Origin of the sequence: Pseudoduganella sp. R-34, from assembly GCF_049904655.1 — a bacterium.
Lineage (GTDB): Bacteria > Pseudomonadota > Gammaproteobacteria > Burkholderiales > Burkholderiaceae_D > Rugamonas.
The window spans coordinates 1,122,851-1,142,006 of record NZ_CP184572.1 but is presented as its reverse complement, the minus strand read 5'-3'; the positions used below and the strand labels follow the sequence as shown (position 1 = coordinate 1,142,006).

Here is a 19,156-nt window from a genome sequence, read left to right as displayed (position 1 = left end):
CCTCCCTTCCGAAGAGCTACTTACACTATAGTTCGCCTGGCCCGCAATGGAACTCAGTTTTTCTTCTTGCCGGCCTTCTTCTCGAGCTCTTTGGATGCCGGCGTCGATCCGCCTTGCACACCCAGCGCGCCGCCCGTGCCCATGCCGCCGGCAACCTCCTGCGCCTTATAGTTGCGCACCGCCTTCACCAGCTGGTTGTACGAATCCATGAAGGAGGCGATCAGGATCTTGCCCTCCGGCGTGTTGGAATAGCCACCGGCCGCGCCGAAGCCGCCGCCGCCGAACAGCGCGCCGCCAACGTTGAAGTCATAGTTCTTGGCGCTGCCCTCCGCCGCCGCCAGCTGGATGCCGGAACGGTTGTCCACCATCAGCAAGGTGGTCGAGGCCTCGTTCGCCTTCAGGCCGCCTGCGACAACGCCCGCCACGCTACCCAGCAGTCCCAGGCCGCCCAGCGCACCGCCGACACCTTGCGTGCCTTTCTGGCTGAAGGTGATGCTCGGGCTCATGGTGTAATCGGCCGCCACCATCTGGCCTTTGCCGTAGTTGCTGCCGGCCCGCATTTCACCGGACGAAGCCAGCGCCCGTTCCTGCATCAGCTTGCCCATTGCCGCCCCCCGTTCGACGACGACGAAGCAATTCGATTGCTGGATCATCATGCGCAGCACTGGCACGGTTGAGCCGAGCTTGTATTGCGACAGGTGGTGGTACCACGGCGCAGCCGTATCTTCCACCACGCCGAGCGTGCCGAGCGGCTTGTCACATTTTTCCAACTGGGTATTCGCATTCGACGCCGTGGCGCCGCCCGCGGAACCGGTGGCCATGGTTGGCGCCCCGCCCAGTTTTGGATCCGTGCCCGCGCAGGCCGACAGCAACAGCAGCGCCAGGCCGGCATAGCTTGCCCCTTTCAAGTTCTTGTCCATGTTCACTCCCCAGTAGAAACGACCGTTTGAACTCATCGGCGTCCTTTGAGAATAGGTCACATCGACAAAAAATCTATGTATAGTTACTACCGCAAGACCAACTCAACTGTTAGAAGGAACCCCTCATGAAAAAACTGATCATTGCCGCCCTGGCCCTGTCTTGTTCCGCCGCTTTCGCCGCGGACCCGGCGCCGGCAAAGAACTCCCAGCAATCCAAAATGACGACCTGCAATAAGGAAGCCGAAGGCAAGAAAGGTGACGAACGCAAGGCATTCATGAAGGAATGCCTGAGTGCGAAACCCGCCGCGCCGGCGACGCAGCAGGACAAGATGAAGACCTGCAACGCAGACGCGGCAGGGAAGAAGGGCGATGAGCGCAAGGCCTTCATGAAAGAATGCCTGAGCGCGAAAAAAGCCGCCTGATCAGCTCATCAGCGTAGGCCGCTGGCCAGGCGCGGCGACGACAGCAAAGTCTTGAACGCTTCCCAGCGCTGCTTGCGGGCGGCCACCGGATCGGTGGCCGTCACATGTTTTTCCACCCAGGCCTTGACCAGGTCCTTGCCCAGGTTGTAGTTGATGACGTAGCCGCGGTTGGCGTCATAGAAGGACAGGCGCTGCGCCGATTTCTCCGGCGGGTACAAGGCCACGTTCACCAGCCATTCGATGGTCTGCTCGCGCGTCCACTTCCCTTCCAGGTAAGCCTGCGCCGCGTCGTTGTCGGCGTAGCTCAGCTTGCCGAGCAATTTCATGAGCTGCGCGTATTGCGGCGCCAGGGCGGGGTCCAATCCCGCCAAGGGGTACAGCACCTTCTGCTCGAAGGCCAGCCGTTCTTCGTCGGTGAAGGCCATTTCGATGCCGTAGTTCGCGCTGCCCTCGGCAATCAGCGACATCGGCGAATACAGCGGGTACACGCTGAACTCTACCCAGTTGCGCTGCTTGACCAGCGCCTGCTCCAGCAAGGCGTTATAGACGTGATGGCCCGGATAGCCTTCGTGGCAGCCCAGGTCCACAGCGCGCTCGATGTAGATCGGGAATTCGGTATTGATCTGGATCAGGCTATGCGCATTGCCCTTGTACCAGTTATAGCCTGACCACGGCTTGTTGGCGACGAATTCCAGCACGAAGCTTTCCTTCTGCGGCAATGCCATGAAGGCAGCGGTACGCTCGCGGCAGGCAGCAATGGCGGCATCGAACACGGGCTTCAACCTGTCCTTGGGGATGGCGAACTTGGCGCGGAAAGCTTTCAGGCGCTCCGGCAGCGAACCCTCGCCAGGCAGCAGCTTGTCGACCTGCGCCACCAGCGCCATGTAGTAGGCGCGGTCGTGATGCGGAGTGACGGCGTCGTACAGCAACGCGGTCTCCTCGTCGAAGCTGAATTTGCGGCCCTCCAGCATCTCGACGCGCGCTTCCATGGCCTTGAGCTGCTTGGCAAGGAACTCGATGCGCAGCGCTTCGTCGGCACCAGCGGCCTTCTGCTGCGCGATGTCGCGCTGTGCCGCCACCACGCCGGCCTTGATCGACGCCAGGCTTTGCTTGTCCTGCGCCGCCTGCTGTTCCAGTTCCGGCGGGCCGTAGTAGGCATCCACATAGCTGGCGTCGTGTTGGCCGATGGCCAGCACCAGCTTGCGGTAGCGTTCCGCCACGTCCTGCACCGACGCTGCCATGGCGCTGCCAGCCATCAGCATGGCCAATCCTCCCAGTACGATTTTTTTCATGTCCCCTCCGCGGCTTGTGCCAAAGCCGTAGAGTGTAACTCAGGCCGTGCGCAACTGGCGGGCCAGGTCGGCCAGGCGATACGGCTTGCCGACGACGGCAAACTCCTGGTCCGACTGCGGGAAGCCGGAAGACAGGATGATCTTGATGCGCGGGTAGCGCTGGCGCACTTCGCGCGCCAGTTCCAGGCCGGTCATTCCGTTCGGCATCATCACGTCGCTGAACAGCACGTCGACTTCGCTGTCGCGCTGCAGTGCGCGCAAGGCAGCCGCCGCATCGTTGGCATGCAAGGTGGCGTAGCCCATGGACTGGAACAGTTCGCGCGCCGATTCCATCACCAGCGGGTCGTCGTCCACGATCAGCACGCGTTCCTCGCGCGCCGCGCGCGGCGCCGGCGTTTCCGGCACCGCCTCCTCCAGGGCCGGCAGGAAGAGATTGATGCATGTACCCTTGCCTTCCTCGGTGTCGATTGTCACACCGCCGCCGGATTGCACGATAAAGCCGTACACCTGGCTCAATCCCAGGCCGGAACCCTTGCCGACTTCCTTGGTGGTATAAAACGGTTCAAAGGCGCGCCGGCGCACTTCCTCGCTCATGCCGGTGCCGGTGTCGGCAACGCTGACCCGCACATAGTCGCCGGCAGGCAGGGCTCCCTCCTGGTTGGCTCCGAGGCTGACGTTGCGCGTGGTGACTTCCAGCGTGCCGCCTTCGGGCATGGCATCGCGCGCATTGACCACCAGGTTAAGCAGGGCTGCCTCGAAGCGCGCTTCGTCAATCGAGGCCTGGCGCAGTTTGGGGTCAAGGTCCATTTCAAAGCGCATCAGCGGGCCGGCCGCGCGCCGCAGCACGCCTTCGAAGCCAAGCACCAGGCGGTTCAGCTGCTGCACGCTGGGCGCCAGCGGCTGCTGGCGCGCAAAGGCCAGCAGTTGCTGCGTCAACGCGGCGCCCCGGTCGACCGCGCGGCGCATGCTGTCCAGCACGCGCGCACCGGCAGCTTCCGGCGGCGCGGTGCGCAGGATGTCGATGCCGTTCGATACCACAGCCAGCAGGTTGTTGAAGTCGTGCGCCACGCCGCCCGTCAATTGCCCGATCGATTCCATCTTCTGCGCCTGGAACAGGGCCGCGCGCGCCTGCTCCAGCGATTCCTGCGCCTGGCGCTGCTCGGTGTTGTCGCGCGTGACTTTGGCAAAGCCGAGCAACTCGCCGTCATCATCGTACAGCGCATCAATCACGGCGTGGGCCCAGAAGCGCGTGCCGTCCTTGCGCACGCGCCAGCCTTCGCTTTCGTAGCGGCCCGCCCGCGCCGCAACTTCCAGCGCGCGATCCGGCACGCCTGCCGCCTTGTCATCTTCAGTAAAGAAGCGCCGATAGTGGGTGCCCAGCACCTCCTCCGGCGCATAGCCCTTGATGCGTTGCGCGCCCAGATTCCAGTTGGTGATCAAGCCTTGCGGCGACAGCATGTAGATTGCGTAGTCGATCACGCCTTGCACCAGCAGGCGGAAACTCCGTTCGCTTTCGCGCAGGGCTTCCATGACGCGCTTGCGCTCCGTAACATCGCGCGTGACGTTGGCAAAGCCGACATGCTCGCCGTCCGGCGTATAGATCGGGTCGATCACCACGCTGGCCCAGAACAGCGAGCCATCCTTGCGCACCCGCCAGCCCTCGCTTTCAAAACGGCCTTCGCGCAGCGCTGTTGCGAGGGCGCGCTGCGCCAGGCCGGCCTGCTGGTCTTCCGGCGTATGGAAGCGCGAGAAATGCATGCCGAGCACTTCGCTTTCGCTGAAACCGTTGAAACGCTGGGCGCCCGCATTCCAGCTACTGATGCGGCCTTCCGTGTCCATCATGTAGATCGCGTAGTCGCTGATGCTGGATACCAGGAGTTCATACCTGGTTGACAGACTCTCAAGCGCCGGAGCTTCGTTGATCATCAGTAGCGGGCGCGCACTGCTGCGCGCATTCATTGTGCGAGGATTTCAGCAGGATGCCACAATCTGCAATTATGTGGAAAACGACATTGTTGCTGGCCCTGGCCTCGGCCATGGCCCTGCCCACGGTGGAGGTGCCCGGCACCCGTTCGCCGGTGGACAAGTCCTACCGCAAGATGCTGCAGGGCGTGGAGCGTTTCAAGCGCGAGCGCGCGCTGGCGCCGCAGGCCACGCTGCGCTTCCGCCTCCTGCCGCGCCAGCCGGGCACCGATATGCAAGGCATCAGGCTGAAGGTGGTGGGCGATACCACCAGCATGTCGGTGCCGGTCGGCGCCGACAACAGCTTCACGCTGGACTACAACGAACAACTGTGGCGCGAAGACAGCGCGGTTCTTGCCAACCGCAAGACCCTGTCCATGACATGGCGCGCCGAAGTGCGCAGCCCGGGCGTACCGGCAGGCATGCGGCGCCTGGGTGACCTGCGGCTGGAATGCCTGGTCGGCATGGAGGCCGGGCTGGTGTCCAACAACGCCCACCTGTTTGCCTGGCTCGATGAGTTCCTGCGCAGTCCGGACAAGGTATGCAGCGACCCGCACGGCAACTATATGTTCTTTACGGAAAAACCATTGTTCTCCATCACCCTGCAAGCTGGCGAGCGGCGCGCCACCCTGCCCTTCCACGCGCTGTATGCGGGCAATCCGCCCGCTGCTGAAATGCCCTACTGCGACTGCCAAGTGCTGCTCGACCGCAGTTACTTCGCCCCGATATGGGACCGCAGCTGGCCGGACGACACCCTGCTGGGCTTCGAATACATGGACGACCCGCCCCCCGCTAGCCCGGCCGCCCCGCGCGACCGCGCGGCAACGCGTGCCGCACTGGGCCCGCCCCAGCTCAGCCTGCGCTTCGACAGCGGCCGCGAAGTCTGGCTGTACCAGTCCACGCCACCCATCCCCCTGGAGCCCGGCCCCGACGGCCGCCCGCGCATGGGCGAGCATGTGCTGCTGTTCGCCCTCGACGGCGCCACGCTGAAGTCGCGCCAACGTGCACCATGAAAGTCGGGGTCAGGTCTGGCAATCCGCCAAAATGGCGGATTGCCAGACCTGACCCCGACTTTTGCTTAAGAAGTTTTTAAGGTTTGCTGAGGGAGTTTTTAAGAACGCGTCGATGTCTTCATGACTACCATTCTTTCGTACCCACCCGAGGAATGATGACATGAGCAAACCGCGAATCAATATGTACTCCGGCATCCACAAGGCGCTGCGCCACTTCATGAGCGACACGGAAAGCCGCCTGTCCCGCACCGACGCCGCCGATAACGAAGACCTGCAGGGCAGCCTGGCGCAGGTGCGCGAACTGCTGGCCATGATGCGCAAGCACCTGCAACACGAGCGCGATTTCGTGCATCCTGCAATGAACGCGCGCCGTCCCGGCTCGGCGCAGCTGGCCGAAGGCGACCATGATCACCACGACTGGGCCATCGACAAGCTGCTGGCGCTGTGCGACCACTGCGCCACTGCGGTCGGCGGCGCCCGCTTCCAGCACCTGGAGCACCTGCACTTGCAACTGTCGGTCTTCATCGGCGAGAACCTGGTGCATATGAACCTGGAGGAAACCGAGCACAATGCCGTGCTGTGGGCCTGCTACTCCGACGAGGAACTGCACCAGATCCACGAGCGCATCATTGCTGCCATTACGCCGGAGGAAATGCAGGCAACCATGCGCTGGATGATCCCGGCCGTGAGCCCGGCCGAACGCGCCGGCATGCTGCTGGGCATGCGCGCCGGCATGCCGCCGCCGCTGTTCGAAGGCATACTGGCACTCACGCGCAGCCTGGTCAGCGCACGCGACATGCAGAAGCTGGAAGCAGTACTGGCAGCGCCGCAGCCGATCGCCGCATGAAGCGCCGCAAGCTCAGGCTTCCGTCAACCGCAAGGGGCGCTGGACGCACAAGCGGAAATGGCCGCGTCCTGTTTTCTCGATGCGCACCGGCGCCTCGCGTTCGCACAGGCGCCGCGCCAGCAGGACCAGGCGCGCTTCCAGGTTGTCGCTGATGTCCGGCAGGCGCACGCGCTGGTCCAGCCGCAGTTCGCGATTGCTGAAGGCGGTCTTGCCATGCGCAACAAAGTCCTGCAGCAAGGCCCACAGCACGGCTCCCGCCACGCCCTTGATCATGTAGTCGTTGCCGAAGAAGACAGAATCGTTGTCGCCGAAGTGGCGCACCGCCAATGGCGTCCCCTGCACCTCGGGCAGCGCCTCCATTTCGGGCTCAGGCTCAGGAACTGGCACGTTCTGCATGATGTGCATGGCCATCGCCAGCTGGCCGCACAAGGTCACCAGCGCATCTTCGTCATCGTAGCTAAAGCGCAGGTCTTGCGGGCTTTCCACGTACAGCACGCCGATCAGGCGCTCGCAGCCCTGGATCGGCACGGCGAGCTGGCTGCGCGATGCGGCCAGCCCGGGAAAGGGAATCTCGGTCTGCAGTGCATGTCCCAGCCCTGTACCTTCCGCCTGCTGCCGGATCGCGCGGCTGTAGCTGTATTCGGCCGTCATGTGGCTGATGCGGATTGCCGTGCCTTCGCGCGCCGCGACCCCGATCACGCCCTGCCCCAGCGGAATTTCGGAGCCCACGCCCGATTGCTCGTAACCTTGGCTGGCCACCGTGTACAGGCAGGCCGCCTGCGGATCGTGCAGCAGCAGCATGGCGTGGCTGATGCCCATCTTCTCGTTCAGGCAAGCCATGGTTTCGTCGAACAGTTGCGCCAGGTCGCGGCAGGCCAGCAGGCGCTCGGAACACAGGCGCAGCGCGGCCAGGGTGTTGCGCGGCGGCGGGGGCGGCGGCGCCACGTCGCGGTCGACGCAGACGATCTCGGTGACACGGAACACGTCGGAGCCAAGCAGCCTGAATACGCCCGTCATGCCGACATGCGAGGCCAGGCCGGCCAGCTTGGCCTTCATGCTTTCGAACAGTTGGCCGGAAGTCTCGGTGCGCAGGTATTGCAGCGCCAGCGAATACTGGGCTCCGGTATAGGGATTGACCACCGTCAGCCTGGCATGCGGATTGGCCAGGATATTGGCGCGCGTCTTGTTGAAGAACTGGTAGGACAGCGCCACGTGGTCGCGGTCCATGTACTGCACTTGCGACAGGTAGGAGGCGTTCGGCATGCCGGCCAGGTCGGCCGTGCCCAGCACAGCCGGGATGACGCCCTCGAAGCACTCGCGGATGGTGTCGAGCATGATCGCGCTCATTCGCCTGCCTCCAGCTTCTTGCCGGCGTTGGGCCCCGGCGTCTGGCTGTAGGCCTCGCTGGGACAGAAGCTCAGCGCCACCAGTTCCTCGGGCGGGCACGATAGCAGGGTGCGCACCATCTTTTCGTGGAAGCCGATCGCGCCCACCTCCGCCACGAAGGCGTCGCGGTAAGCCTCGACCAGTTGCACGTCGTCCGGCTGCAGCGCCGCCACCCGCGCATCGCGGCTCTTCAGCTGCATGGTACGGTGGGTGGAAGGCTGGGTGAAGGCGACGGCAATGGCGCCGCTGGCAAAGATGTCGCGCTGCACCGCCTGCGACTTCGCTTCCGGCACGAAGACCGTGACCCGGCGGCCGTCGTCGCTGACGCGGCAGCCGATGGCGCGCACAAGCTGGGGCAAGCCGTTGCGGTCGCAACTGGCCACGCTGATCGACACGCCTCCGCGCATGAACGCAATCTGTCCGGGATCGAGGTTTGCTGCACTCATGACAACATTCTATCGTACTGGGCTGAAGCCTTGGCAAAAGGAAAATCCGTCTGCTATAATTGCGCGCCTTGGCCTGGTAGCTCAGTTGGTAGAGCAGAGGACTGAAAATCCTTGTGTCGGTGGTTCGATTCCGCCCCGGGCCACCAAGAATTCCATGTCCAACCCTTCTTGGTTGGACGCAGTTAATTTCAAGTAACGGAATTGCATCTGCGGCCAGGCAAGCTGGCCGTACATGCGCGCCCCCTCTCCCCGCCCCGAAGTCGGGCACTCTCCGACAGTTTCCCAGGTGTTGCGAGCGGGGGATCACAGGTGGAGGCGGGTTGATGAGTATTCCAATCACTGACGGCAAGAACCTGCAAGCGCTCGATAACGGCCAGATCCGTGCCTGCGCCGGTTGCCGCCGTCCAGGCTCAGCATCGCCCACGCCACGCGGCCCCAGGTTGGCTGCCGCAGTCCATCTTTCCACCATGCCTCCGGCAAATCTTCTACCAAAGTGGAGCTAGTCGCCTAATGCGTAATTTTTCAGCAAGTCCACGCGAAATGTTTGCCAGCATGTGGCGCAATCGCGACCTGATCAAAACTGCTGCCAAAAGAGAGGTCCTCGGACGCTATCGCGGGTCCGCCATGGGCCTTCTCTGGTCCTTCCTCAACCCGCTGTTCATGCTCGCCGTGTATACCTTTGTGTTTAGCGAAGTGTTCAAGGCACGCTGGAATGTCGCGAGCGCTTCCAAGACCGAGTTCGCCCTGGTGCTGTTCGCCGGGCTGCTCATGTTTAACCTGTTTTCTGAATGTATTACGCGCTCGCCAACGCTGATCCTTTCCAACGTTAATTACGTCAAGAAAGTAGTGTTTCCACTGGAAATTCTGCCAGCCGTGAACTTGCTGTCTGCCTTGTTCCACGCGCTGGTCAGCCTTGGCGTGTGGCTGCTTGCCTACATTGCCTTTTTCGGCGTGCCCCACGCCAGCATCCTGTACCTGCCCCTGATCGTCATGCCATTCGCCCTGTTTATCATGGGCATGAGCTGGGCCCTGGCATCCCTTGGCGTCTACTTGCGCGATGTTTCCCAATTCATGGGCATCGTCACGATGGCGCTGATGTTCTTGTGCCCCATATTTTATCCAGCGACGTCACTGCCCGAGGTCTACCGTACCTGGATCTACCTGAATCCGATTACACCCGTCATCGAGTTGACGCGGGATGTGCTGTTCTGGGGAAAATCTCCCGACTTCCTCGTGCTGGGAATTTACTGGCTAGCTACAACTGTCATTGCCTGGTTAGGTTTTGCGTGGTTCCAGAAAACTCGCACGGGGTTCGCAGATGTCCTCTGACCATGCCATCAAGATCGAGAATTTAAGCAAGTGCTATCCCATCTATGGGCATCCGCGTGATCGCCTCAAGCAATTCATCTTGCCCCGCCTGCAGAGGATGGCGAGCCAGCCGCCCCAGCAGTATTTTCGCGAATTCTGGGCACTGAAGGATGTCTCTTTTGAGGTTGGCAAAGGCGAAACGGTCGGCATCGTCGGCCGCAACGGCAGCGGCAAGTCAACGCTGCTGCAAATGATTTGCGGCACCCTCAACCACACTACAGGCAGCATCAGCACCAATGGCCGCATTGCGGCCTTGCTGGAACTGGGGTCGGGGTTCAATCCCGAATTCACCGGCCGTGAAAACGTGTACATGAACGGTGCACTGCTCGGCTTTTCAGAAGACGAAATTGACCGGCGTTTCGACCGCATTCTCGAGTTTTCCGGGATTGGCCACTTCATCGACCAGCCGGTCAAGACTTACTCCAGCGGCATGAGCGTGCGCCTTGCGTTTGCCGTCCAGGCGCAATCCGATCCGGACATCCTGATTGTTGACGAAGCACTGGCGGTTGGCGACGCCAAATTCCAGGCCAAATGCTTCGCCCACATCAAAGCGCTCAAGCAGCGCGGCACCTCCATCCTGCTGGTCTCCCATGCCACCGAACAGATCGCAACGCATTGCGATCGCGCCATTTTCCTGAATGATGGGGTAATGGTCACGGCGGGAAAGCCGCGCGACGTCATCAATACCTACATGGATTTCATGTTCGGCGCCGAACGCATCCACGAGGCGGCAGAGCTTGAAAAGGAAAGTCCCGCCGCCCTGGCTGCGGACGACGATACCTTATCCTTGGCAGAAGAACTGTTCCACACTCGCCAGACCTATAATCCGCACGAGTATCGTTGGGGGGACCGCGCCGCGCGAATCCTCGACTACGCCGTGGTGGTGGCGGAGAATAGCAATCCCGCCACCGTCGATATCGGCGACCAGGTACGCCTGCGTTTGTCGATTGCGTTTTCACAGGAAGTCGTGCGGCCAATCCTCGGCTTTACCATCAAGACCAAGGAAGGCGTCACGCTTTACAACACCAATTCCGAACTGCAGGCTTGCCGCGAGATCAGTGCAGCCGGCGCATCCGGAGAAGTGATGGTTGCCACGATCGCATTCAAGGCAGCCTTCGCGCCAGGCGAGTATTTCGTTTCGATTGGGGTGGCTTCGCGGCGGCCGGACGGCACTGTCGTTCCACATGACAGGCGCTACGACTCCATCCAGCTGACCGTGGTGGCACGCGATCGTCACGATTTCTCCGGCTTTTTCGACTTGCAGGCCAAGATGACTTCAGGCTCCCCGCGCAGCCAGGGCGCTTGAACAGATTAAGGATCGAAATGACACTATTCGGGACGTACAGGAAGGATGAGAAAACGTCGGTGTGGCGCAGGGAAAGCGACCACGAATTTGCCTATACCGACGGCGACGCGATCGAGCAGCGCATCAAGCGCATTATTGATGAATGCGAGGACCCAGGCATTTTCTCGCATGAGCTGGAAAGCGCCGTCACGGACTGGCCCAGCCTATACCATCTGGGCCGGGGCCGTTTGAACCTGCTGTGGCCATTCAAGCCAGTGCTGACGGGCGCCATCCTTGAGATCGGTTGCGGCTGCGGCGCCATTACCCGGGCATTGGGCGAACTCGGTGGCGAGGTGCTGGCCCTGGAAGGCAGCCGGACTCGCGCCGAAATCGCCGCCAGTCGATGCCGCGGGCTGCCCAATGTACGCGTCGTCAACGATTCATTCGATGCCTTCGAACCCGAACAGCGCTTTGACGTCGTGACCTTGATCGGCGTCCTCGAATATGCACGGAAATACTTCAAGCCCAGCGAGGGCGGCGATGCGGTCCAGGAAATGCTGGCGAAGGCACGCTCCTTCCTGCGTCCTGGCGGCGTGCTCTTGCTGGCTATCGAAAACCAGCTCGGACTGAAATACCTGGCGGGCAGCCCGGAAGACCACAACGGCATGCCGATGTATGGCGTCGAAGACCTGTATCGGGCTGACGATGCCGTCACCTTCGGTGAGGAAGAGCTTCGCCGCATATTGAGCAACGCTGGCTTGAGCGAGCAGCAGTGGTGGTATCCATTCCCCGATTACAAGTTCCCGGTATCGATGCTCTCTGAGCAAGGCGTCCGTGCGCGCAATTGCGATCTTTCCCCCCTGCTGCAGAACTCAGTGCTGACCGATCCGCAGCGGGCGCCGACCAGTTTCTCCCTGGAGAATGCATGGTCGCCAGTGCTGCGCAATGGCCTGGCGGGCGCGCTGGCCAACTCCTTCATGGTGCTGGCCAGCGACCGCCCCCGCGAGCCGCATGCGCAAAAGGTGCTTGCTTATCACTTCGCCAGCGGACGCCGGCAGGCGTTTGCCAAGCAGGTCGCCTTCTGTGAGAACGCAGCTGGCGAATTGATCGTCAAGCATGAGCCATTGTTTGCCGCTTCCGCTGCCGCCACGCCTGCCAGCATGGCCATCGGTTTCGAGCAGGCTGCGTTTATTCCAGGCCGCCATTGGCAAGCCGAGCTGATCCGTATTACCTCCCGCCCGGGATGGACACTGGCAGCCCTGGAAGAGTGGGCCGAGTGCTGGTTCAGCAACTTCCTGTCGCACGCCGGGCTGCCTGATCGCCGCGCCCTCGATCAATCGACCAGCCTGGATGGCAGGCATTTTGACGCCGTCCCCCGCAATTTCATCGTCGGCCCGGACGGGTCGGGCGTGTTTTTCGACCAGGAATGGCTGCCGACGATGCGCTGCCCCCTCGGCTTCCTGGTATTCCGCAGCCTGGGCTTGTCGTTCTTTGGCCTGGCGTCGGTGGCCATGCCTGCCGACGGCGTGTCGACCAGGATTCCGGACCTGTTGCTGGCGCTGGCAGGGCACGTCGGCATACCCTTGCGGGCAAGCGATTTTGCAGACTTTGTGCAACGCGAGCAGGCTTTGCAAGAGCTCGTGTCGAACAAGCCTTCCAACCAGCTCACCCTCGAGCAGTTCGAAGGCAGCAGGCTTGAGGTGCGTCTGCCGTTCTGGCACCCCGAACACATCAGCCGGCTCGAGACCGCCATCGAGGCCAAGGACCGCAGCCTGTCCCAGCTTGGCCAGGACATACACCGGCTGGAAACGCTCGTGCAGGACAAGGACAAGGGGCTGGCGCTGCTCGGCGATGAGACGCGTCGCCTGGAATCTGCCATCCTCGTCAAGGACCAGGACTTGCAGCATCTGGGCCGGGAAGTGCAGCGTCTGGAAGCGCATGCGGATCTCAAGCAAAAGGAAATCCACACCGTTGCGCAAAGCCTGAGCGAAGCCGAAGCGGCGCTGCGGCAGCTCGGCCAGCAGCAAGCCAGCGAGATCGAGGCACTGGCCGCAGGTTTTACGGCGAAAGAATCGATGATGCTGGCCCGGCAGAATGAGCTGCAAGCCCAGCTTGACGGCCTGGCCTCCGACCTGGACCGCGTACGCCACGGCTTCGAGGCCGAACGGCTTTACTTTTATGCCGAGGTCGCAAAACGCGACAGCGAGCTGGCAAATGCTGCGGGTCTGATCGAACAATTACGCACCGAATCGCAAGCCGCCACTGCCGACCTGAGCGCCTTGCGCCACACCCGCTGGGTACGGCTGCGTGATGCGTTGCTGTTCCAGCCATTCGGGCTGCGCAAGCTCATCAACATCGCCCGCATCACCGCCGGCGGCCTCGTGCCGCGGACAATGCGGGCGCGCCTGGCACCGGCCAGCGCTCCGCCTGCGCCGATCGGGGATACCGGTGCCTACCGCGTCAAGTTGCCGGCCGCCCCCGGTCCTGCCGCCCCGCGCGTAGTCCACGTCATCGCCAACTTCATGACTGGTGGATCGTCCCGGCTGGTGGTCGACCTCGTCGAATTCCTGGGCCATCGCTACCACCATCACGTGCTGACCAGTTTTATTCCGGCGCCTCCGGCCTATACCGGCCTTGATGTCGAAGAATGCAGGCAACGCGAGAGCATCGAGCCTTTTATCGCGTATTACAAAAGGCTCCAGCCGGACATGGTACACGTCCATTACTGGGGTGACTGCGATGAACCGTGGTATGCACTGGCAATCGAAGCGGCCGGCATGCTGGGCCTGCCTGTCGTTGAAAACATCAACACACCGATTGCCCCGTTCCGCTCCAGCGCGGTGGCAAAATATGTCTACGTCAGCGATTACGTGCGCAGCGTGTTTGGCGATAACGATGAGCGCCACGTGACGGTCTATCCAGGTTCCGACTTCAACCTCTTTACGCGGGGCGCCAACGAGCACGCGCCCGAAGACTGCGTCGGCATGGTCTACCGGCTGGAGCACGATAAGCTCAACGAAGATGCAATCCAGCCGTTCATCCGGATCGCCCAGATGCGGCCAGGCACGAAGATCCTGATAGTCGGCGGCGGCAGCTTGCTCGAGCCGTTCAAAGCGGCTGCCGCAGCAGCAGGCGTGCTGCACAACTTCGAATTTACAGGCTATGTAGGCTACGATGTTCTCCCTGGCCTGTACCGCCGCATGAGTATCTTTGTGGCCCCGGTCTGGAAGGAAAGCTTCGGGCAAGTCAGCCCCTTTGCCATGAGCATGAAGGTGCCGGTCATCGGCTATGACATCGGCGCCATTCCCGAAATCATCGGCACCCGCGAACTGGTGGCGCCCGGTGCCGACGCCGAGGCGCTGGCGCGGATTGCGGTGCGCCTGCTTGATTCGCCCAAGGAACGCAAAGCCCTCGGCATCGCCCAGCAGCGGCGTGCCCAGGACAATTTCTCAGTCCAGGCAATGATTGATCACTACGCGGAAATTTACGCTGAGATCACCAGTACAGTCAGCAAGGAGTCCGTGTGAAGATAGCATTTGTCATCCACTGTTTTTTCCCGCAGCATTTTTACGGAACTGAAACCTACACGCTTGCCCTGGCACGACACTACCGCAATGCCGGCCACGAAGTTGTGGTGCTATCGGCCATTTTCCAGGGCGAGCCTGCCGCTGACGGGTTGATCACGCGCTACGAATACGAGGGCATTCCGGTGGTTTGCATCGATAAAAACAAAGTGCCGCATACCCGTGTCAAGGAAACCTATTATCAGCCAGACATGCGCCCTGTGCTGGAACAGGCGCTGCGCGAAGTTCAGCCCGATATCGTGCACGTCACTCACCTGATCAACCACACTGCGGTAGTGCTGGAAGTCACGCAAAGACTGGGCATTCCAACCTATGCGACCTTCACGGATTTTTTCGGCTTTTGCCTGAACAACAAACTGGAAGCCGCGGACGGCGAGTTGTGCCGCGGACCAGCACCGTCGCGCAGCAATTGCGTTGCCTGCCATCTCAAAGATGCCGCGCGCAGCCCGTACTCCGAGGCCTGGATTCGCAAGGCAAGCACACCGCGGTCGGCGAAATGGATCGCCACCGCAGCCAATCTCGGCCGGCGCTTGCCCGGCATGCGCGGCGGGGCTGTGGACGGCCTGGTCGAAGATATCGTCCGGCGTCCGGACACTTTGCAGGGACTGTATAACGGCACCTACCGAGGGGCCGTCGCACCTACCCGCTTCCTGAAGAAGGCCTATGAGGCCAACGGCATCGCGGTCCCGATGCAAGACATCTGGTTTGGCGTCGATATCGACCGTTCGCCCAAACCCGTGCGGCCTGCCGGGCACCGTCCGGTGATTGGCTTCATCGGCCAGATTGCGCCGCATAAGGGCACCGACTTGCTCCTGAAAGCCTTCCAGCGCCTGCCGCAAAACTCGGCTGAGCTGCGTATCTATGGACCTGCGGACCAGGATCCGGCCTATATGGAAACATTGAAGGCCCTGGCCGAGGGCCAGCAAGTCAGGTTCGAGGGCACTTTCCCATCAGAAAAAATGGCCGATGTCTTGCGCGCAATCGACCTGCTCGTCATCCCTTCCCGCTGGTACGAGAATAGCCCGCTGGTCTTGCTGAATTCGCTGGCCACCCATACGCCCGTGCTGGTTTCCAATGTGGAAGGCATGACTGAGTTCCTGGAGCCTGGCCGCAACGGTTACGCCTTTGAGCGCGGTAGTGTCGACAGCCTGGCTCAACAGCTGGGCAAGCTGGTTGGCGCGCCACAGGAACTGTACCAGCTGGCCCGTACTACCCACTATGCCAGAACGCCTGACATGATGGCCGAAGAAACCCTGTCGATATATAAATCATTGCAGTAAATCCACCCGGCGGACCATCGATTGCTATAATCGTCCCCGACCAAGCCGCGCCAGGAAACAATACGGGCAGGAAATACCTGCAGCTGAATCCCGACGCGACTGCAACAAGGATTGATTAAGGATTTTCGATGAAAGTATTAATCTTCGGCGGCGGCGGCTTCATCGGTTCAACAATTGCTGACCAATTGCTGGCGGCCGGCCATACGCTACGGATATTCGAGCGTCCGCGGGTTCCCCCTTACCGTCAATTTGACGCCGCCGAATCGGTTGAATGGTTGTGCGGCGACCTGTCCAGCACGCATGACGTGCAGGCCGCGATGCAAGGCGTCGAGGCCGTCTTGCACCTGGTATCAACCACCCTGCCCAAGAATTCCAACGACGATCCGATATATGACGTGCAGAGTAATGTGGTGGCGTCCCTGCACATCATGAATGCGATGGTTGCGCATCAGGTGCGGAAAATCATCTTCATCTCTTCCGGCGGCACGGTCTATGGGAACCCGCTCTACTTGCCGATCGATGAAAAGCACCCGACAAATCCAGTTGTATCGTATGGCATCACCAAGCTGACCATTGAAAAATACCTGCAAATGTACGAGGCTTTGCACGGCATTAAAGCCATCACCCTGCGCGTTGCCAATCCTTACGGCGAGCGCCAGCGCGTCGAGACGGCGCAGGGTGCAGTCGGGGTCTTCCTGCATCAGGCGATTAAAGGAATACCGATCGAGATCTGGGGCGATGGCAGCGTGACACGCGACTATATCCACGTCAGCGATGTGGCGGCTGCATTCCTCAAGGCGCTGCAATATACCGGGCCGCAGCGCTTGTTCAACGTAAGCTCCGGCATCGGCACCAGCCTGAATGAATTGATTGCCGGGCTTGAAGAGGTGCTTGGGCGCCGTATTGAACGCCGCCATTTGCCGGGGCGCTCCTTTGATGTCCGGGCAAGCGTGCTGTGCAATGCGTTGGCGCGCGCAGAACTGTGTTGGGCGCCGGCCATTCCCATGCTGGAAGGCTTCGCCCGCACGGCGGCTTGGATGAAGAAAGAATTGGCCAAATCCGCCGGCTGACCCCGGTCGGCAGGACCGGGGCTGTCAGATGCGTCCGCTTATCGTTTGACGTTGAACCTGGCGGCAAACTGGCTGCATGTGTATAGCGTCGGGCCCTTGACCCCTGCCAGGCCAATTGTCGCTGGTCCGTCAAGGAATGACAGATCGACGATCGAGACGTAACCGGCGGTTTTCATGCGTTCGAACTTGAAGGCGGCCGTCAGGTCTTCCCGGTTCTCGACACGGGTCCCGATATAGTGTTTCCTGCCCTGGCTGTCGGTAATGACCAGATAAGTCTTGTCGAACAGCTCGCCGACACTGGTGGCGGAAGCCAGCCAGCCCTGCACCTTCATATTGCCTTCGATCGACATCACCTGGTTCGTGTAGCGCTCGGCGTTAATGACATCGATCGCCCCCTCGCAGGTGATGGTCTTCTCCTGCGCGTGCTCGGGCGCAGACGCGCTGCGCGCATCGGCATAAGACTGGGCCACCTTGAGCCCCGCGATCGGAACCAATACCCATGTCGCGTCAAACGAGGGCTGGAAGTACTTTCCATTCGTCGTCTCGAACATGATTTCGACCGGCGCAGGCCCGCTCAGGTTGAAACTGTTTAACAGCGGGGTCACCGCGATGCCGCTGCCGGCGTTCAGGATATTGGCGCGATACTCGCGCATAGCCCCGGAGGCAAACTTAAACCTGACTTTCAGGACGCTGCCGCGGAACAGCAGGTTTTTCGCATGCCCATACAGCGTAAACTTCAGCTCCGGCTTGATTTTCAGCAGTCCGTCTGCGCCCTTCGGCACTTTGTACCATTTGCCAAATTCCATGCCCTGCTGGGCGCTGACGGCGCTTTCCTGGTATTTCTTCACCGTCTGGTTTTTCTCGAGCAGCAGCAGCGGGATGCCGCCTTTTCCGGCGCCAGTTTTCACCACATGGTAATTCAACAGGATGGCGCTGGTAGTCAGCGGATCCTCGTTCAGCGAATACTTGCCGTCGAACGCCTCAAAGGGATCGCAATCCGCCGAAGCGCAGGCGATGCCCGCCGTCCAGAGCACAAACTGTGGCCGGTCAGCCGACTCGAAGAATGCTTGATTCATCGCGTCGAGTTTCGGCGTCAGGGTCATGTAATTCTGGAACAGCGGGCGATACTTGTAATTGAGCTGGTTCGCAAACGCGTACTCGTTGTTGTAGGGATATATATCAATCGAATTCCTGCCGATTGCCTGCAGCATTTCAGGGTTCAGCTTGAAGCCCGGGTAAGTGCTTTCCATCCGACTTGCATACTCGGGCCGGAGATCGACGGTCGGCTGGAATACCTTGCGCCCAGGTGCCCCCGGGTAGCTCGGCATGACCAGCAAATAGTAGAGGCTGGCCGTGCCGACCAATAACACCGCGCGCGCCAGCTTGGAGCGGTCCAGCAGCGGCAGCAGCATCAGCATGGCGACCGGGATAACGAAGTACGGGACGTAATGATCAGTCCGGCTGAATCCCAGTTTGAAGAAGAGCAGGAACAGGACATTGACCGTAATTAACAGGTCCCGCTTGCGCAGGACCAGATAGACATTCAGCGCAATCGCGACCAACGCGACTGCCATCCAGGTCCCAGTGCTGTTCGTCAGCTCCAGTGTCATGTCGACGGAGTTGCCGAAACTCAGTTGCTTGTTGATGATGATGTAGCGAACAAGGCTGCTGTAGTCGTGGAACACCACCAAGCCGATTAACACATATCCAGCCAGCAACCCAGCCACGAGAAGCAATAAGCCCTTGAGCTGCCTGGTCCTGAAGGCTCGGCTGAAAAAATAACTGCCAAGCGTGGCCAGCGCAGCCATGCCCCAGAAGAAGCGCAGGTAGAACGCAACAGCAATGAGCGAACCGAACAGGAAATATTCACCGGACCGTATCTCGCGCTGGCGATGAATGTCAAGGAACACTACCAGGACAAAGGGCCAGAGGAACAAGGCTGGCCCGAAGTTCAGGTTGGCGAAGAAGACCAGGAATAGTCCCGCCAGGAAGAATACGGACCTGGCCGCGCTTGCCATCGAAATGATGGTCGCCCAGAACAGCGAAAACACGACACTGAGGAAGACGACGCCGGTCCAGTAGCTGGCGACGCTGTACTGGCTGGTGACGTTGCCAGTGAGCCAATACAGCGGCCCATAGCTGAACAAGAAATCCTGTGGCCCGTAAAAATACTGGTTTGCCAGGTTCATCCATTGCTCGACGTTGCCATTCGAGCCGGTGCCAGGATAAAAATGCGTCGTTGCCAGGAAAAAGCAGAACAGGAAAAGAACCAGCTGCTTGA

Annotated in this window: 15 protein-coding genes and 1 tRNA gene; 10 read left to right on the top strand and 6 right to left on the bottom strand. The window is 61.0% G+C overall.

The annotated features are described in order from the left end of the window. Positions 1 to 53: 53 nt before the first annotated feature. Positions 54 to 920, bottom strand: a complete 867-nt coding sequence (locus ACN9MW_RS05320) for a CsgG/HfaB family protein (protein WP_426168301.1) — start codon at positions 918 to 920, stop codon at positions 54 to 56. Positions 921 to 1,045: 125 nt separating this feature from the next. Between ACN9MW_RS05320 and ACN9MW_RS05315 the strand changes: the two genes are divergently transcribed. After that, positions 1,046 to 1,342, top strand: coding sequence for a PsiF family protein (locus tag ACN9MW_RS05315; RefSeq protein WP_426168298.1), 297 nt, complete (start codon positions 1,046 to 1,048; stop codon positions 1,340 to 1,342). Positions 1,343 to 1,350: 8 nt separating this feature from the next. Here the strand turns inward: ACN9MW_RS05315 and ACN9MW_RS05310 are convergent, their stop codons facing one another. Together ACN9MW_RS05310 and ACN9MW_RS05305 are read right to left on the bottom strand one after the other, a co-directional pair. After that, positions 1,351 to 2,634, bottom strand: a complete 1,284-nt coding sequence (locus ACN9MW_RS05310) for a hypothetical protein (protein WP_426168295.1) — start codon at positions 2,632 to 2,634, stop codon at positions 1,351 to 1,353. Positions 2,635 to 2,673: 39 nt separating this feature from the next. Further along, on the bottom strand, positions 2,674 to 4,593 hold the full coding sequence (locus ACN9MW_RS05305; protein WP_426168292.1) for a PAS domain S-box protein: 1,920 nt from the start codon (positions 4,591 to 4,593) through the stop codon (positions 2,674 to 2,676). A 53-nt stretch (positions 4,594 to 4,646) separates the two neighbouring features. On the opposite strand from ACN9MW_RS05305, the gene ACN9MW_RS05300 reads away from it, so the two are divergent. Then, complete coding sequence (locus tag ACN9MW_RS05300; RefSeq protein WP_426168290.1) at positions 4,647 to 5,609, top strand: hypothetical protein; 963 nt, start codon at positions 4,647 to 4,649, stop codon at positions 5,607 to 5,609. Positions 5,610 to 5,769: 160 nt separating this feature from the next. Further along, the gene (locus tag ACN9MW_RS05295; RefSeq protein ID WP_426168288.1) at positions 5,770 to 6,456 is read left to right on the top strand and encodes a hypothetical protein; all 687 of its coding nucleotides are present in this window, start codon (positions 5,770 to 5,772) and stop codon (positions 6,454 to 6,456) included. A gap of 12 nt (positions 6,457 to 6,468) precedes the next feature. On the opposite strand, the gene ACN9MW_RS05290 is transcribed toward ACN9MW_RS05295, so the two are convergent. Both ACN9MW_RS05290 and ACN9MW_RS05285 read right to left on the bottom strand, forming a co-directional pair. After that, positions 6,469 to 7,803 carry a GAF domain-containing protein gene (locus ACN9MW_RS05290; protein ID WP_426168285.1) on the bottom strand — a complete coding sequence of 445 codons (1,335 nt, stop codon included), beginning with the start codon at positions 7,801 to 7,803 and terminating at the stop codon, positions 6,469 to 6,471. After that, entirely contained in the window at positions 7,800 to 8,288 is a 489-nt protein-coding gene (locus ACN9MW_RS05285; protein ID WP_426168282.1) for a hypothetical protein, read from the bottom strand. Before ACN9MW_RS05285 ends, ACN9MW_RS05290 begins: the two co-directional genes overlap by 4 nt. 70 nt (positions 8,289 to 8,358) lie before the next feature. On the opposite strand from ACN9MW_RS05285, the gene ACN9MW_RS05280 reads away from it, so the two are divergent. From ACN9MW_RS05280 to ACN9MW_RS05250, 7 genes are all read left to right on the top strand, one after another. Continuing rightward, positions 8,359 to 8,434: transfer RNA gene (locus ACN9MW_RS05280), tRNA-Phe, on the top strand. A 177-nt stretch (positions 8,435 to 8,611) separates the two neighbouring features. After that, a complete protein-coding gene (locus ACN9MW_RS05275) occupies positions 8,612 to 8,791 on the top strand; it encodes a hypothetical protein (protein ID WP_426168279.1) in 180 nt (59 codons plus the stop codon). A 7-nt stretch (positions 8,792 to 8,798) separates the two neighbouring features. Further along, positions 8,799 to 9,617, top strand: a complete 819-nt coding sequence (locus ACN9MW_RS05270) for an ABC transporter permease (protein WP_426168277.1) — start codon at positions 8,799 to 8,801, stop codon at positions 9,615 to 9,617. After that, a complete protein-coding gene (locus ACN9MW_RS05265) occupies positions 9,607 to 10,962 on the top strand; it encodes an ABC transporter ATP-binding protein (RefSeq protein WP_426168274.1) in 1,356 nt (451 codons plus the stop codon). The genes ACN9MW_RS05270 and ACN9MW_RS05265 overlap by 11 nt, the downstream gene beginning before the upstream one ends. A gap of 17 nt (positions 10,963 to 10,979) precedes the next feature. Continuing rightward, on the top strand, positions 10,980 to 14,468 hold the full coding sequence (locus ACN9MW_RS05260; protein WP_426168271.1) for a glycosyltransferase: 3,489 nt from the start codon (positions 10,980 to 10,982) through the stop codon (positions 14,466 to 14,468). Then, a complete protein-coding gene (locus ACN9MW_RS05255; protein ID WP_426168268.1) occupies positions 14,465 to 15,805 on the top strand; it encodes a glycosyltransferase family 4 protein in 1,341 nt (446 codons plus the stop codon). The genes ACN9MW_RS05260 and ACN9MW_RS05255 overlap by 4 nt, the downstream gene beginning before the upstream one ends. A gap of 185 nt (positions 15,806 to 15,990) precedes the next feature. Further along, on the top strand, positions 15,991 to 16,875 hold the full coding sequence (locus ACN9MW_RS05250; protein ID WP_426168266.1) for an NAD-dependent epimerase/dehydratase family protein: 885 nt from the start codon (positions 15,991 to 15,993) through the stop codon (positions 16,873 to 16,875). A 38-nt stretch (positions 16,876 to 16,913) separates the two neighbouring features. On the opposite strand, the gene ACN9MW_RS05245 is transcribed toward ACN9MW_RS05250, so the two are convergent. Further along, entirely contained in the window at positions 16,914 to 19,064 is a 2,151-nt protein-coding gene (locus ACN9MW_RS05245; RefSeq protein ID WP_426168263.1) for a hypothetical protein, read from the bottom strand. Positions 19,065 to 19,156: the final 92 nt, after the last annotated feature.